Annotated in this window: 11 protein-coding genes; 6 read left to right on the top strand and 5 right to left on the bottom strand. The window is 66.9% G+C overall.

The features are described from left to right. The first annotated feature begins 75 nt into the window (after positions 1–75). Both C0R07_RS02475 and C0R07_RS02470 read left to right on the top strand, forming a co-directional pair. Complete coding sequence (locus C0R07_RS02475; RefSeq protein ID WP_102788109.1) at positions 76–969, top strand: siderophore-interacting protein; 894 nt, start codon at positions 76–78, stop codon at positions 967–969. An 80-nt stretch (positions 970–1,049) separates the two neighbouring features. Beyond that, positions 1,050–1,436 carry a hypothetical protein gene (locus C0R07_RS02470; RefSeq protein ID WP_070470412.1) on the top strand — a complete coding sequence of 129 codons (387 nt, stop codon included), beginning with the start codon at positions 1,050–1,052 and terminating at the stop codon, positions 1,434–1,436. A gap of 40 nt (positions 1,437–1,476) precedes the next feature. On the opposite strand, the gene C0R07_RS02465 is transcribed toward C0R07_RS02470, so the two are convergent. From C0R07_RS02465 to C0R07_RS02445, 5 genes are all read right to left on the bottom strand, one after another. Beyond that, on the bottom strand, positions 1,477–3,006 hold the full coding sequence (locus tag C0R07_RS02465; RefSeq protein ID WP_217350007.1) for a glycoside hydrolase family 19 protein: 1,530 nt from the start codon (positions 3,004–3,006) through the stop codon (positions 1,477–1,479). Between the two features lie 271 nt (positions 3,007–3,277). Beyond that, a complete protein-coding gene (locus C0R07_RS02460) occupies positions 3,278–5,272 on the bottom strand; it encodes a M2 family metallopeptidase (RefSeq protein WP_102788108.1) in 1,995 nt (664 codons plus the stop codon). A 175-nt stretch (positions 5,273–5,447) separates the two neighbouring features. Further along, positions 5,448–7,100, bottom strand: a complete 1,653-nt coding sequence (locus C0R07_RS02455) for a phosphoethanolamine transferase (RefSeq protein ID WP_102788107.1) — start codon at positions 7,098–7,100, stop codon at positions 5,448–5,450. Beyond that, complete coding sequence (locus C0R07_RS02450) at positions 7,097–7,867, bottom strand: phosphatase PAP2 family protein (protein ID WP_102788106.1); 771 nt, start codon at positions 7,865–7,867, stop codon at positions 7,097–7,099. The genes C0R07_RS02455 and C0R07_RS02450 overlap by 4 nt, the downstream gene beginning before the upstream one ends. A 101-nt stretch (positions 7,868–7,968) precedes the next feature. After that, on the bottom strand, positions 7,969–9,696 hold the full coding sequence (locus C0R07_RS02445; protein ID WP_428991893.1) for a glycosyltransferase family 39 protein: 1,728 nt from the start codon (positions 9,694–9,696) through the stop codon (positions 7,969–7,971). A gap of 112 nt (positions 9,697–9,808) precedes the next feature. On the opposite strand from C0R07_RS02445, the gene C0R07_RS02440 reads away from it, so the two are divergent. The 4 genes from C0R07_RS02440 to C0R07_RS02425 all read left to right on the top strand — a co-directional run bounded on the left by C0R07_RS02440 (position 9,809) and on the right by C0R07_RS02425 (position 14,606). Further along, the gene (locus tag C0R07_RS02440) at positions 9,809–10,510 is read left to right on the top strand and encodes a response regulator transcription factor (protein WP_070470405.1); all 702 of its coding nucleotides are present in this window, start codon (positions 9,809–9,811) and stop codon (positions 10,508–10,510) included. Positions 10,511–10,544: 34 nt separating this feature from the next. Beyond that, complete coding sequence (locus C0R07_RS02435; protein WP_254427759.1) at positions 10,545–11,840, top strand: sensor histidine kinase; 1,296 nt, start codon at positions 10,545–10,547, stop codon at positions 11,838–11,840. 113 nt (positions 11,841–11,953) lie between these two features. Next, a complete protein-coding gene (locus tag C0R07_RS02430; protein WP_070470401.1) occupies positions 11,954–13,204 on the top strand; it encodes a DUF819 domain-containing protein in 1,251 nt (416 codons plus the stop codon). Positions 13,205–13,403: 199 nt separating this feature from the next. Further along, positions 13,404–14,606, top strand: coding sequence for a DUF3103 family protein (locus tag C0R07_RS02425; protein ID WP_167390311.1), 1,203 nt, complete (start codon positions 13,404–13,406; stop codon positions 14,604–14,606). Positions 14,607–14,669 lie beyond the last annotated feature (63 nt).

Below are 14,669 nucleotides of genomic sequence, written 5' to 3'. Positions count from 1 at the left end.
CAGCCAGTTCGTGCTCCACGACAGCCAATACGCTCCCCTGCGGACGCCGCGTCCGCCGCAATTCAGGGTGATTGCATGGCTGCCCAGCAGACCTACCGCCTGTTCGATGTCGCGCTCAAGCAGCGCACTGTTCTCTCTCCGTCGCTGACCCGCATGGTCTTCGCTGCGCCCGATGTGGCCAACATGAAGACCGACGGGCCGGATCAGCGCATCAAGGTGTTCTTCCCGCTCGCCGGCCAGGCAGCCCCCGAGGTGCCGCAGGGCGAGGACTGGTACGCGCGTTATCGCGCGCTGCCCGACACAGAGCGTGCGCCGATGCGCACCTACACCCTCCGTGCGCTGCGCCCTGACGTGGGCGAAGTTGATATCGATTTCGTGCTGCACGGCGAGACCGGCCCCGCCTCGCGCTGGGCCATGCAGGCACGTGTCGGCGATCGGGTCGGCCTGCTGGCGCCGGATGCGCGGGTTGAAGCCAGCAGCGAGGGCTACGAGTGGAAGCCGCCGGCGCAGGTGAAGCGCGTGCTGTTGGTGGCCGATGACACTGCGCTGCCAGCCGTGGCCGGCATTCTGGAAGGCCTGGCGCAGTGGCCGCAGCCGCCGGAGGTGCAGGCCTTCCTGGAGGTGGAGCACGAAGCGGATGTGCTGCCGCTGCAGGCACCGCCCGGTGCGCAGCTGTTCTGGCTGGCCCGCGAGGGCGCCGCGCATGGTCAGCGGCTGCAGGACGCGGTACGGGCCCGGATCGGTCCCTACGGTCCGCGCCATGGTGAGCAGGAACTGGCCGAGATCGACATCGATCAGGACATCCTGTGGGAGCAGGCCAGTGCAACGGGTGGCGGGCTGTATGCCTGGGTCGCCGGCGAGGCCGGCGCGGTGATGGCGATCCGCCGGCACCTGGTGAAGACCTGTGGGATCGACCGCCAGGCCATCACCTTCATGGGCTATTGGCGGCACGGCAAGGTCCTGGATTGAGCCGGCCGCAGCCGCTTCAGAACGGGCCCGCCGGGGCCCGTGCGGTATCCTTGGCGCTTTGCCGCAGTCCGGATTTCCCCATGTCGACCACCTCCAAGCTGCGCCGCGACATCCGCCGGCGCCGTGAAACCCAGGCCGCCAACCGTGAGCAGGCCAACGCCACGCCGGTTGAGCCGCATGCCGAGCTGCGCGACCAGCAGCGCACGCTGCTGGCCGGCATTGTCCGCCGGGATGGTGAGTGGGTGCTGGGCATGGACGGCCGTATCGCCGGCCAGACCCCCAGTGCAGCGCGGGTGCTGGCCCTGATCATGCAGGCCGCTGAACTGCACGAACGCCAGGGCACCCCGGTGCGTCTGGTGTATTCGGACGCGCTCAAAGACGCGGCGCACGCCGAAGCCAAGGCCGACGGCATGGACTTCGAGCAGTTCAAAGTGGAACTGGCCGCCCAGCTGAAGCCGGCGTCCTGAAACAACACGGGGCGGCGCACCCGCGCCGCCCCGTCGTCCCTCAGCGACCGCGCAGGTCGTCGATCACGTCCACGTTATCGAACTTGTCGATGACGCATTTCACGTAATCGGCGGGCTTGAGCGCCGAGTACGGCGTCTGGTAGGTCACCAGCTTGCACTGGTAGCTCTTGCCGCCGACGTTGCCTTCGTGCCAATCGTAGTTTTCTTCCCAGTAGATCGGCAGAGCGCCAGCGCCGCCCTCATCGAACTGCTTCATGCCTTTGCAGCCCAGCACTTCATTGCCCGGCACCGGGACGTTGAAGTGAGCCGCCGCGGCCCGGTAGTACGTGATCCGGTTCTGCGACTGCAGGTGCTCAGTGCTGCCACCGCATTCCACACCACCGTTGATGATCTGCGTGGTCACCCCGAAGCCGGGCACCAGACCATTGGCGAGGTCGCGTGCGTTGGGCTGCCAGGTGCCGTCGATCACATGCATCATCGAGGGCTTGGGCGGCTGCGGATACATGTAGAAGAACGCGGCGCTGGCCAGGTTCAACCAGGTATCGGCGACCAGCTCGGGCTGGTCGAGCAGGGTGCGCACGGTGCCGAACATCGCATCGGAGAACGGTCCGTAGTTGTAGTTGTAGGACAGCTGCTTGGCGCCCCGCCCGAAGTAGCTCTTGAAGCGACCGGCGTGAGGGCCGCTCTCGAACACACCACACGGCCAGGTCTGGCCCTGCCAGGTGGCCGGGTTGCATTCGCCTGCGTAGCCATCGGGCGTTTCTTCGCTCCACCCCATCTCGCGGACGTGCACCAGCGCCTGGCGCCACTCGGGAATCGGGCTGTGCGCATCGTGGCCGCCCGTCTCCTGCGCGAAGTGCGCCACCATTGTTGCCAACGTCCTGCGGCAGATGGCGTCGGCATCGCGGCCATCGGTGTAGGAGGCGCAGATCGCCGGGAACTTGGCGAACGCCTGCAGGAAGCCCCGGTAGGTGTACTCCGGGGCCCGCATCGGGAAGAGGTCGTCGAACTGCGCGGCATCCAGCAGCGCTTCGACCCGGCGCACGTTCTCGGGGTTGGCCGCGCGCAGTGGCTCGACGGCCTGGACCTGGGTGTTGGGCAAGGTACGAATCGATGCCAGCGTCTGCTGCATCAACGGGAAGTCGGTGAGGCGGGCCTCGTCGGCCAGCAGCTGGCTCAGCGGGATCTCGACCGGATCAAGCGGATCGGGGCCGCCGGGGCCCGGACCGCCGGTGTCATCGTCACAGCCGGGTGCGGTTTCGGCAATCTCTTCCCAAGGCGAGAGCCATGGTTGGGCCGGGTCGATGGCCGCGGGCGATTCGCCGACGTTGGCCCACCATTTCGCCTTGAAATAGCGCGACTGGAAGATCACCACGCAGCCGGCGACGTAGGTCTGGGTCGGGTCGTAGGTATCGCTGGCGGCGGGCATGGCGGCGGTGCGCAGCGGTGGACGGGAGTCGGCATCCGCCGAGGCGGACCGGGTGACGGCGAAGGCGGCGTTGCTGCCGTGGGCCGTGGCGCAGCCAAGTACGGCCAGCACCGCAGCGGCCAGAAGGGTGTGACGGGTCATGGGCAATCCAGCGCAAGGGAACGAGCACTGACCGTAACGCTCACACACCGGCACCACGTGTCGCGTTCTGCATGACGTTGTGGAAGCTTGAACTGCATCGGACCTGTCTATCGCATTGGATCACTTTTTCACGCAATGCTTGTCGAGAGGCCCGCGCGCACGGACTGTGAACCGGCTCACGCGCTGCGCGGAAGAGCGGACGGGGCGGAAGCAAAGAAAAAGGCCGACATCGCTGTCGGCCTTTTCCTGATTGCCAGGGTTGCGCGTTGGATTACTGCTTGGTCGTTGCCGGCGCCGCCGTGGCCGCAGCCGTCGTGCTGGCCGGCAGCTGCCAGCCACACATCTGGCCCTGGTTCTGCTGCTTGAGCCACTCGTTGACCGGGGTGAAGTACTCGATCATCGGGCCGGCATCGAGTTTGTCGCCGCCGGTGATTTCCTTCAGCGTCGCCTGCCACGGCTGGCTGGCGCCCTTGCTCAGCATCGCCCAGAACTTCTGGCCGGCTTCCTTGTTGCCGTAGAAGCTGCACTGGTGCAGCGGCCCCTTGTAACCGGAGGCATCGCACAGGCCCTTGTAGAACTGGAACTGCAGGATGCGCGCCAGGAAGTAGCGGGTGTACGGGGTGTTGCCCGGCACGTGGTACTTGGCGCCCGCGTCGAAGAATTCCTCACCGCGCGCGCTGGCCGGGGCCACGCCCTGGTACTTGGCCTTCAGGTCCCACCACGCCTGGTTGTAGTGGTCCGGGGTGATCGAGCCGTCGAACACGCCCCAGCGCCAGCGATCGATCATCAGGCCGAACGGCAGGAACGACACGCCGCTCAGGGCCATGCGCATCTGCGCGTTGATGGTCGCCTCACGGCTTTCCTGCGGCGTGTCGACCAGGCCGATCGAGTTCAGGTACTGCGGGGTCATCGCCAGCACGATGGTGTCGCCGATCGCTTCGTGGAAGCCATCGTTGGCACCGCCCTGGAACAACGGCGGCAGCGGGTTGTAGGCCAGGTCGTAATAGATGTGGCCCAGCTCGTGGTAGATCGTGGTGAAGTTCTCTTCGTTCGGCTTGATGCACATCTTGGTGCGCACGTCGCCGTCCATGTTCATGTCCCACGCGCTGGCGTGGCAGACCACGTCACGGTCCAGCGGCTTGATGAACTGGGTCTTGTCCCAGTACGACTTCGGCAGCGCCGGCATGCCCAGCGAGACGTAGAAATCCTGCGCGCGCTCGGTCATCTGCTTGGCGGTGCGCAGTTCGGCCTCACGCTGCGCCTTGTACAGCGCTTCGACGTTGGCACCGCTGCCGGCCTTGGCCAGGGCGCCACTCAGGTTGGTCTGGTACTGCTTTTCCAGCGCGGCGGTGATGTCCAGGTTGCCGGCACCGGGATACGGTTCCAACTGGTCCCACAGGTTGGACCAGTCCTGCTGCCACATGTTGCCGGTGAGGTGCGCGGCGATCAGGCCGCCATTGACCTCGGCCTTGTCCTTGCCATAGGTCGCATCGAGCTTGGTGCGTGCGTAGCAGTGCAGCTGCTCGTACATCGGCTTGACCTGGTCCCACAGCCGGTCGGTTTCCGGGCCGATCTGGTCGGCGGGCATGTCATAGCCGCTGCGCCACATCTGGCCGGCATCGGCGAAGCCCATTTCCTTGGCGCCTTCGTTGACCAGGCTGACGAAGCGCTCGTAGTCGGCGCGCATCGGCTTGGTGGTGCCATGCCAGCCCTGCCAGGCGTCGAGCTGCTTGTCGTAGTCGCGGCTGCGGGCCAGCACCTGCTCCAGGTCGCCGAGCTGGCGGCAGCTCTGCGGGTTGGCTTCGTCGGTGCAGTACTTGCCCGAGCCATAGGCGCCTTCCATGCGGCTGGCGATGCGGGTCAGCTCGGAGAGCTTGGCCGGGTCGCGCGGGGCGGGCATGGAGGTCATCAGCTTGAGCAGGTGGATCTGGCGCTTGGTGTCTTCGCTCATCGGCTGGCCGTCGTACTGGCCGGCCTGGGCGATCCAGCCATTGAGCACGGTCAGCCAGCGTTCGTTGGCCTTGGCCGCGACGCGCTCGGAATCATCATTGATGTAGGTCGAAGACAGCCACTGGGCCGAGGTCATTTCCGGGTACATGGCCTTGTACTCGGCGTTGACGCGGGCGATGAACTGGTCCGCGGTTTCCTTTGACTGGGTGGTGCCCGTGGCCGGTGCATCGGCGGGGGACGGTTCCTTCTGGCAGGCCGCCAGCGTCAGTGCGGCAGCACTGACTGCCAGGGCCAGCAGGAGCGGGCGGTGGTTCACGGGCACATCCTTGGGTGGTGTCAGACCGGCGAAGGCTAGTGAAGCGCCGGGCACACCGCAAGGGGCAGGGCAGCACGGTCCCGCCACGGTATGGCCTGCCTCGCCTCAACTGGAAGGCGAAAAGCGGGCGATTTTCCGCCCCGGACGCTGGACCATCACCAAAGCGCGGACGTCCTCAAACCTCGCACCCAGCAAACAGATCCCGGTCACGCTCATACACCGAGGTCTTGACCTGCATCAGCCCCAGCACCGACGGGAACAGATTGTCGTGGTCGGTGTACTTGCCCGCGCGCGCCCGCACGCAGGCCAGGTTGAGCCCGCGGTTGGCCGCGAACGAGGGCGAGAACCACATCGTCATCGGTACCCGGGTCTGTTCCTGCGGGGCGATCGCGTAGGGCACGCCATGCAGGTAAAGGCCTTTCTCGCCAAGCGACTCGCCGTGATCGGAGAGATAGATCATCGCCGTGTCGTAGTCGTCCATGCCCTTCAGTGTGCCGATCGTGCGCGAGAGCAGGTGATCGGTGTACAGCAGCGCATTGTCGTAACTGTTGGTGATCTGCTCGCGGCTGCACTTGCCCAGGTCCGGCGTATCGCAGGTCGGGGTGAAGCGGCGGAAGCGCGCCGGGTAGCGTTCGAAGTAGCTCGGGCCATGGTTGCCCAGTTGATGCAGCACCACCACGCGGTCGCCGGGCCTGGCGCGGACCTGGTCGGCCAGGTCGTCGATCAGGATCTCGTCCATGCAGCGCCCGTTGGCGCACAGGGTCGGGTGCTTGGCATCATCCAGCGGCTGCATTTGCAGGCCCTCGCACACGCCCTTGCAACCGGACTGGTTGTCGCGCCACAGCGTGGCGATGCCGGCGTGATCCAGCACGTGCAGCAGCGACTGGTGCGCACGGATCTTCTTTTCGTCGTAGTCGTGGCGCCCGTAGGGCGAGAACAGGCAGGGCAGGGAGACTTCGGTGCTGGTGCCGCACGAATGCATGTCCGGGAAGTTGATCACCCCGGCCTGGGCCAGTTCCGGCGTGGTCTGTCTGGCATAGCCGTTGAGGCCCCAGTTCTGTGCGCGTGCGGTTTCGCCCATCACGATCACCAACAGGCGCGGGCGGCTGCCGACCGCGCGCGGGGTGGCCTTGGCATCGGACCCGATTGGCAGTTTCGGGGCGCGCTGGATCGGGTTGTCGCCGCGCAGCGCCTTGGGCAGGCCGAGCAGGACGTTGCCGGGGGTCGCCAGGTAGCGCACTTCGCGCTGGTTGCGCATCAGCGAGGACATCTCCTGGAAAGACAGCATCGCCCCGCCGAAGGCGATCAGGGCCGACAGCAGCAGGAAGCCAATGCGCCACAGCAGCGCCCTGCCCAGCGTGCGCCGGCGCAGCTGCACGCGCCACAGCAGCAGCATCGGCGCCAGGGCCAACAGCAGCAGTGGGGCGATCAAGGTGGGGGTGATCAGTTCGCGGCTTTCCTTGTGGTCGGTGGCCAGCACGTTGCGCAGCATGTCCGCATCCAGATAGATGTGGTAACTGCTCATGTAGTGCGCGGCCAGCGCCGTACCGATCAGCAGCACGCTGAGCACCACCTTGGCGTTCCAGCGCCACACCAGCAGCCCCATCAGCAGACAGTGCGCGCCGACCAGGAACAGCAATAGCGAGACGGCGAAGCCGATGCTGCCCGGATGCGTGGCCATCGCGCTGTGCCAGAACAGGCCATTGCAGGCCACCGCGAAGAAGATGCTGGTGAGCAGGATCAGGGTTTCGGTGGTGCACTGCGGGCGCCAGGCGCGCAGGGTGGCCAGCGCCGACAAGCGCGTGGCGCGCGGAAGCGTGGTGCTCATGCCACTTCTCCCTGCGCGATGCCTGGTGACGTGCCGCGTCCGCGCAGCCGCACCGGTTCGATCAGCAGATACAGGCCAAGCGAAACCGTCCAGCAGATGGCCAGCGTCCACAGGTCATGCGACAGGAAATGCGCACCGCGCAGCTGCTGCGAGACGCCGAACACGGCGCCAGCCAGCAGGCCAACGGCCAGGCCGCGCCAGCGCCAGGCCGGGTGCACCATCAGCGCGAAGAAGTACAGGCTGACCCACGCAAACCCCGCGCTGGAATGCCCGCCTGGAAAGCACACTCCACGCGGCATCCCGGGTGGCCTTGTTGCGAACAGGCCGATGAACTGCCGGGTGCCGCCATAGCGGGCCAGATCCCACGGGCAATCCATGTTGGTCAGTGACTTGAGCAGCGAGACCACGCCGGTGCCCAGTGCGACCGCGAGCACGAGGTACAGCAGCGGCCAGCGCCACGCGGCGGCCCGTTCGCTGCGCCAGGCGTGGAAGCACAGCATGATCGCCACCAGCGCCGCTGCACTGCTGGCCCATTTGCCGGCCTGGTGGATCAGGTGGGTGGTGACCCAGGCATTCTGCAGCGCCCACTGCTGCCCTTCGAGTCGATAGAGCTGATCGGCCAGCCACTGGTCGCCACCGGCGCCCATCAGCACCGCGCTGGCCAACAGTGTCACGGCCAGCGGGAGCCAGAGATGGGCACGGAGGAAGCGCGGCGTGGTTGTGGCGGCGGGAAGGGAAGAAAGCGCAACGGTGGACGCTGGAAACATGGACGAAGAGGCCGGCGGGAGATTCCGGCGCCATGGTCGTCAGCGGAGTGTCGGAGAGTGGTCGGAGCGATGTTGGCCGCCGGTTAAGCGCGGCCTGCCGTTCAGTCTTCCTCGTCCTGCGCGGTGTCGGTGGCGGTCACGGCGGCGTGGCAGTCGGCCTGCCAGGCGGTGCCCGGGAACAGCAGCCACCGGTTGCGGTTGGCGCTGCCGATCTCGATCACCGCCGACGGGTCCACACACGGGCTGATCGCTTCATCGAGCACCAGCAGCCAGCGTTGCCGGGGCGCGTGTGACAGCCACGGGCCGGCGGCCTGCCACTGCTGGTCCCACGGGGTCTTGAAACCAAAATCGGTCACCGGGCGGTCGGCCTGCAGCAGGTTCTGTTCGCGCCAGGCGACCACGCCGAGCTCGGCCTCCGGCCCGATCCGCTTGCCGACGCGCTGCATCACGGCCGAGGCGGAACTGTACGGGTTCAGGGTTGGCATCAGGACCCAGCCGTACAGATTCCAGAGCAGGAAGGCCGCCGCGACCACCAGGGCGCCTGCCCGGTGCTGGCGCCACCACAGGGCCAGCGCCAGCAACACCGCGCCGAAGGCGATCAGCCAGCCGCCAAGCACGGGCAGCAGCGTGTCGGGCATCGCGCGCCGCGCCAGCTGCACGTGCGCCCATGTGCTGGCCGACCACAACTGGGTGCCGACATACAACGCCGCCACACCGAGAACGGCGACATACGCCCACAGCAGCCAGCGCAGGCCGGCCCGGCGCAGCAGCCCGGGCAGCAGCGGGGCGGCGGCCAGGCACAACGCGGGCAGCATCGGGAAGATGTAGACCTCGCGTTTACCCGGGCTGGCACTGAAGAACACCAGCACCAGCAGCGACCACCCCAGCAGTAGCCACCAGCGTCCATCCAGGCGTTTGAGGCGGCGCCACCATGCCGGCACCAGGGCGGGCAGCAACAGGCTGCCCGGCAGCCACAAGGTCGCCATCACCTGCAGGTAGTACCAAGCCGGCTTCACGTGGTGCCATGCGTTGGCGTAGCGGGTGCCGGTCTGCTTGAACAGCAGTTCGCGTGCGTAGGCGTGCAGGGCGGGGTCAGACGAATGCAGCAGGGCAACGCCCAGCGGTGCCAGCCAGACCGCCGTGCCGAGCAGGAAGGCGGGCAGCAGCCACCACAGATCGCGGGCGGTGCCGGCCGGCAACGCCGCGCCGCGCGCGCGCCAGCGCCAGGCGGCGAACGGCAGCAGCACCAGCAGCGGCAGGAAGCCCACGCCCTTGGTCACCGTGCCCAGCCCGGCGGCGAAGCCGGCCAGCGACAGCGCGGGCCGGTTGCGGCCTTCCAGCAGGTGGCGCAGCAGCCCCCACAGCGACAGCGTGGTCATGGCCACCAGCACCATGTCGATCTGCGCCCGCTTGGCCATCAGGCCGAACTGCAGGCAGCTGAACAAGGCGAGCAGGGCCCACCACCCGACGCGGCGGTTCCACAGGCGCCGCCCCAGGTCCCAGGTCAGCCACAGGGTCAGCAGCGCCGCGAGCAGCGATGGCACCAGGAACGCGATGCTCCAGCCGCCGAACAACTGGTGGCTGGCGGCCTGCATCCACATGAACACCGGCGGCTTTTCGGCGTACAGCTCGCTGCCCCTGTGCGGCAGCAGCCATTGCCCGGACTCGACCATGGCCTGCGCGGCCAGCACGAAACGGGGTTCATCGGGCGGTGAGGGCTGGCGCAAGCCGATGCCCGCCGCCAGCGCCAGCAGCAGGGCAAGGCACACCAGCACACGCGGCCAGCGCCGCAGGAAGAGGGATTCGGTCACGCCCAAGCTCACCGGCAAAACAGCCACTGTCTCCTCGACAGCGTAGGAAAAGCGTCGTAACCACCCCATTGCGACCGGATTCCGACACGGTTCCGGCTACCATGCGCCCAACCGGTCAAGAGAGTGTCCCATGCGGTTGCTGGTCATTGAAGACAACCGTCAGCTGGTTGCCAATCTATTCGATTATTTCGAATCGCGGGGCCACGTGCTGGACGTCGCGCCCGATGGCGTGACCGGCCTGCACCTGGCGGTGTCGCAGCCCTATGACGCGCTGATCCTGGACTGGATGCTGCCGCGCATGGAGGGGCCTGAAGTGCTGCGCCGGCTGCGTGCCGACCACGGCTCGGAAGTGCCGGTGATCATGCTCACCGCGCGCGACGAACTGCCGGACAAGATCGCCGGCTTCCGCGCGGGCGCCGATGACTACCTGACCAAGCCCTTCGCACTGCCCGAGCTGGAAGTACGTCTTGAAGCGCTGATGGTGCGCGCCAAAGGGCGCAATCCGCGCAAGCTGCTGGAAGTGGCCGACCTCAAGCTGGATCTGGCCACGCTGGAAGCGCAGCGCGATGGCAAGCCACTGCACCTGTATCCGGCCTGCCGCAAGCTGCTGGAAGTGTTGATGCGCGCCAGCCCCGGCGCAGTGACCCGCCAGCAACTGGAGTTCGCGCTGTGGGGCGATGAGCTGCCCGATGGCGACCTGCTGCGCTCGCATGTTTACGAACTGCGCCGCAGCGTGGATGGCCCGTTCCAGCAGAAGCTGATCCACACCTTGCCGCGGGTCGGGTACCGCCTCGGCGTGTCCGCGGCCGGCGCTGACGACAATGTGGCGTAAGCGCACGCCCACGCCATCGCCCACGCCATCGCCCATGCACCGGCGCATGGTGTGGTGGCTGCTGGGCTATCTGGCGCTGATCTCGCTGGCGGTGTTCAGCGTGGGCAATTACGTGCATGAACATGCCGAGCATTCGGCATGGCGCGCGCTGCTCAACTCCGAGCTGGACAGTATCGTCAACCACATCGAACACGAGCCGCACTACCGCTGGCAGGATTCGGACACGTTGCGGCTGTTCTATATCGACGGCAGCCCGGGGGTGCCGGAAAGCCTGCGCACGCTGCACCCGGGGTTGCACGATGGTGTGGAGGTCAACGGTCGCGCCAGCGCGGTGATGGTGCGCGAAACCACGCAGCTGGGGCGGTTGGCGCTGGTGCTGGACATCAACGACTTTCACGAGCTGGAGCAGTTCGCCACGCGTTGGGTACTGCTGGCCGGCGTGCTGATGATCATCGTCACCGTCCTGATGGCCTCCTTCGGTGTCGGCCGGCTGGTACGGCCGCTGAGCTCGCTGGCGCGGCGCATCGACGAACTGCGGCCCGGCGTTCCCGGGCAGCGGGTGGAGGTGGATCCGCGTGCCAGTTCGGAGTTGTATGTCATCGCCAACGCGCTCAACGATTACCTGGCGCGCAACGAACAGTTCGTCGAGCGCGAGCGGGTCTTCATCAGCACGGCCAGCCATGAGCTGCGCACGCCGATCGCGGTGATCACCGGTGCCTCCGAGCTGGCGTTGGGCCAGCAGGACATCCCCGAGCGCGCCCGCCAGCAGATGCAGCGCGTGCACCGCACGGCCCAGGGGGTGGAGCAGCTGATCCAGCTGCTGCTGGTGCTGGCACGCGACCCGGCACGGCTGGCCGCACTGGGCGAACGCATTCCGCTCGATCTGCTGGTGCCGGACATCATCGAAGACCATCGCCATCTGATGGGCGACAAGGACCTGCACATCGAGATCGACGGTCTTGCGCGCGTGGATATCATCGCCCCGCTCGGCGTGGTCCAGGCCGCGATCGGCAATCTGCTGCGCAACGCGATCGAGAACAGCGGTCGCGGCACCATCCACATCCAGGTCTCCGGGCAGGCCGTGGTGACGCTGCAGGACCCCGGGCTGGGCATGAGCCCGGAAGAGATCGCCGCCGTACATGCACGCATGGCGCGCGGCGACCGCAACGAGCAGAGCGGCATCGGCCTAGAGCTGATCGCCCGGCTGTGCGAGCACCTGGGCTGGGCGCTGCAGATCCAGCCGTGTGTGCCGCGCGGTACCTGTGTGATCCTCGATCTGGGCGCTTCGCTGCCGGGCCGCTCTGAACGCGCATCGCTGCCCGCGTCGTGATCGGCCCGCGCGCTGCGCTGCAAAGTGTGGCGTCGTGAAGACAATGTTAAGCTCCGGAGGCGCCGCTCTATGCGGCGCTTTTTTTTTCCCTTCGATCGACAGAGGATGGCTTGATGCCGACCGAACCCAGTACTGCCCTGATCACCAATGACATCGTCGGCCTCGGCCTGATCGCCGCCACCCTGGCCGTGATCTTCTGGGCCGCCAGTGGCCCGACCCCACTGCTCAAGAAGATTTTCGCGTGGGTGCCGGCGCTGCTGCTGTGCTACTTCATCCCGGCCATCTACAACACCGCCGGCTTGATCGACGGCCACAACACCTCGCTGTACAACCCGATCGCCCGTGACGTGCTGTTGCCCGCAGCGCTGGTGCTGCTGACGCTCTCGATCGACCTGAAGGGCATCATGAAGCTGGGCCCGAAGCTGCTGGTGGTGTTCTGCGCCGGCACGCTGGGCATCATCCTCGGCGCGATCGTGTCGTTCCAGACGATGTCCTGGATCCACCCGGCCACCGTGGCCGGTGATACCTGGAAGGGCATGGCCGCCCTGGCCGGCAGCTGGATCGGCGGCGGCGCCAACATGGTGGCGATGCGCGAAGTGTTCGGCACCGATGCCACCACCTTCGGCCAGTTCGCGGTGGTCGACGTGGCCTGCGCGAGCCTGTGGATGGCGGTGCTGCTGTTCCTGGCCAACCGCGCCCAGCAGATCGATACGCGCAATGGCGCCGATACCCGTGCCATCGATGAGATGAAGGCCCGGATCTCCGCCTACGAGGCGCAGAACGCCCGCATTCCCAGCCTCACCGACCTGATGGTGATCGTCGGCGTGGCACTGGGTGGCGTCGGTCTGGCGCATGCCATCGCCGCACCGCTGAGCGGCTGGTTCAAGACGAATGTGAGCTGGGCCAGCCAGTTCAGCCTGGACAGCGCGTTCGTCTGGGTGGTGCTGTTGTCCACCGCGCTCGGCCTGGGCCTGAGCTTCACCCGCGCGCGCCGCCTGGAGTCGGCCGGTGCCTCGCGCCTGGGCACGCTGTTCCTGTACTTCCTGATCGCCTGCATCGGCATGCAGATGGACCTGCTTTCGCTGCTGGACCGCCCGTGGCTGTTCGCGTTGGGCGCGATCTGGATGCTGACCCACATCCTGGTGCTGTGGATCGCCGCCAAGCTGATGCGCGCGCCGCTGTTCTTCTTCGCGATCGGCTCGCAGGGCAACATCGGTGCGGCGGCGTCGGCACCGGTGGTCGCCGCGGCGTTCCATCCGTCGCTGGCGCCGGTTGGCGTGCTGCTGGGCACCGTGGGCTATGCCACCGGCACCGGCCTGGCCTATGTGACCGGGCTGATCCTGAAGTGGATGGCGGGCGCGTAAGCAGGCGCTCCTAGTTGTTGACTCCCGGGGCGGCCTTGATGGCCGCCTCTTTTTTGGGCGACGTGCCGCTGAGGTGCGAAAGGTCTGGGATCACCGTCACGTCCAGCTTTCAGAAATGGCTTCATTTGTCATGAAGTGTGAAAGAGGTGCCGGATCGTCCTGATACCGCCGCGTAAGGTCCGGCGCCATGCACTGTGCCTTGCGCCGGGCGCGCACGGCATGGAACCCATCTGTCGATGGCAGTCGGCGCCCATCAGGGAATGCGATGAAGACGAAGGGAACCTGGATGTCGCTGGTCACCACCGGCGTACTGATGATTGCTTCTGTACTGCCCGTACAGGCCGCACCGGGCGACGGTGGCAACGTGCATGCGGTGACGGAGGCGAGTGCGCGCGATGTGGCGGCGTGGCTCGGTCAGCCGGCATTGGCCGACGCCGTGGTCGATGCGCTGGCGGCGCACCCCGATCGCGGGCTGCCATTGACCTCGGTCATGGCCCGGGCCGATCCGGATGGCAGCAGCCTGGCGGCGCGCACGCTGGCTGGACGCGATGGCCTGGTCCGCCAGTACAAGGGCTTGCCGGCCGGTGCGCGCAGTTTGCTGCAGGTCCGCAGCTTCGTGCCTGCTGGGCAGGTGCTGAGCGCGGTGGCGCCTGCCGATCTCTGGGTAGCGGTGCTGCCAACGGGAGACGACCGCACCTGGACGTCGATGGTCGCCTACGACCGGCACGGACGTCAGCATCTGCTGGACGCGCAGATAGCCCCGACCTTCCCGGTGCTGATCGTGGACATCGACACAGGTCAGGCGGTGCAGGAAGGCATGGCGCTGATCAATGCAGGGTTGCAGGCGAGGGGGCTGCAGTCGGCAGATCGCCTCACGGTGACCGCCAATGGAGCGAGCTCTCTGGATGTCACCCGGCTCGACCGCATCCGCCTGGTCAATGACGGCGAGCCGTGGGCATTGGGCGGCGCCGAAGTGTTCGCGGTCGTGTCCGGGCTGCAGATCGACACGGCAGAGCCGGAGATGGCCACGGTGTCACTGCCGTATCTGGACCATGACAAGACCGATTACACCCCGGGCCAGCCGTTGGTGATCTGGGGCAATTACCGGTTCGACACCGCCAACGTGCAACTGTTCGAAGACGATGGCGACACCAATTACAAAGACCTGCTGATCGCCCTCACTTCAGGCGTGAAACTGGCGCTGGGTGCCTTCGCCCCGGAGTATGCGGTGATTGCTGATATCGGCGGCGCGATTCTCAAGGCAATTCCTAGCGGCTGGTTCACCAACGATACCGACTACCTGGACAGCTTCTACCTGCTCCAGCGCGATCAGCGCTATACCGGAAGGATGGGCGCGGCGAACAATGCACAGGTGACGTTGAGTCCCCTCACGCTCCAGTAGTGCCGGCCGCTGGCCGGTTCCGCTTGAGGACGGCCGCAGGCAGTGTCGATCGCAGTCTGAAAA

Source organism: Stenotrophomonas bentonitica (assembly GCF_002887735.1).
Classification (GTDB): Bacteria; Pseudomonadota; Gammaproteobacteria; order Xanthomonadales; family Xanthomonadaceae; genus Stenotrophomonas; species Stenotrophomonas bentonitica_A.
This window is presented reverse-complemented; position numbering and strand designations above follow the sequence as displayed.

Bases quoted from the DNA above. Each gene is read 5' to 3' on its own strand.
- C0R07_RS02475 (WP_102788109.1), top strand. From the start codon at position 76: ATGGCTGCCCAGCAGACCTACCGCCTGTTCGATGTCGCGCTCAAGCAG.
- C0R07_RS02470 (WP_070470412.1), top strand. From the start codon at position 1,050: ATGTCGACCACCTCCAAGCTGCGCCGCGACATCCGCCGGCGCCGTGAA.
- C0R07_RS02465 (WP_217350007.1), bottom strand. From the start codon at position 3,006: ATGACCCGTCACACCCTTCTGGCCGCTGCGGTGCTGGCCGTACTTGGC.
- C0R07_RS02455 (WP_102788107.1), bottom strand. From the start codon at position 7,100: ATGAGCACCACGCTTCCGCGCGCCACGCGCTTGTCGGCGCTGGCCACC.
- C0R07_RS02450 (WP_102788106.1), bottom strand. From the start codon at position 7,867: ATGTTTCCAGCGTCCACCGTTGCGCTTTCTTCCCTTCCCGCCGCCACA.
- C0R07_RS02440 (WP_070470405.1), top strand. From the start codon at position 9,809: ATGCGGTTGCTGGTCATTGAAGACAACCGTCAGCTGGTTGCCAATCTA.
- C0R07_RS02435 (WP_254427759.1), top strand. From the start codon at position 10,545: ATGCACCGGCGCATGGTGTGGTGGCTGCTGGGCTATCTGGCGCTGATC.
- C0R07_RS02430 (WP_070470401.1), top strand. From the start codon at position 11,954: ATGCCGACCGAACCCAGTACTGCCCTGATCACCAATGACATCGTCGGC.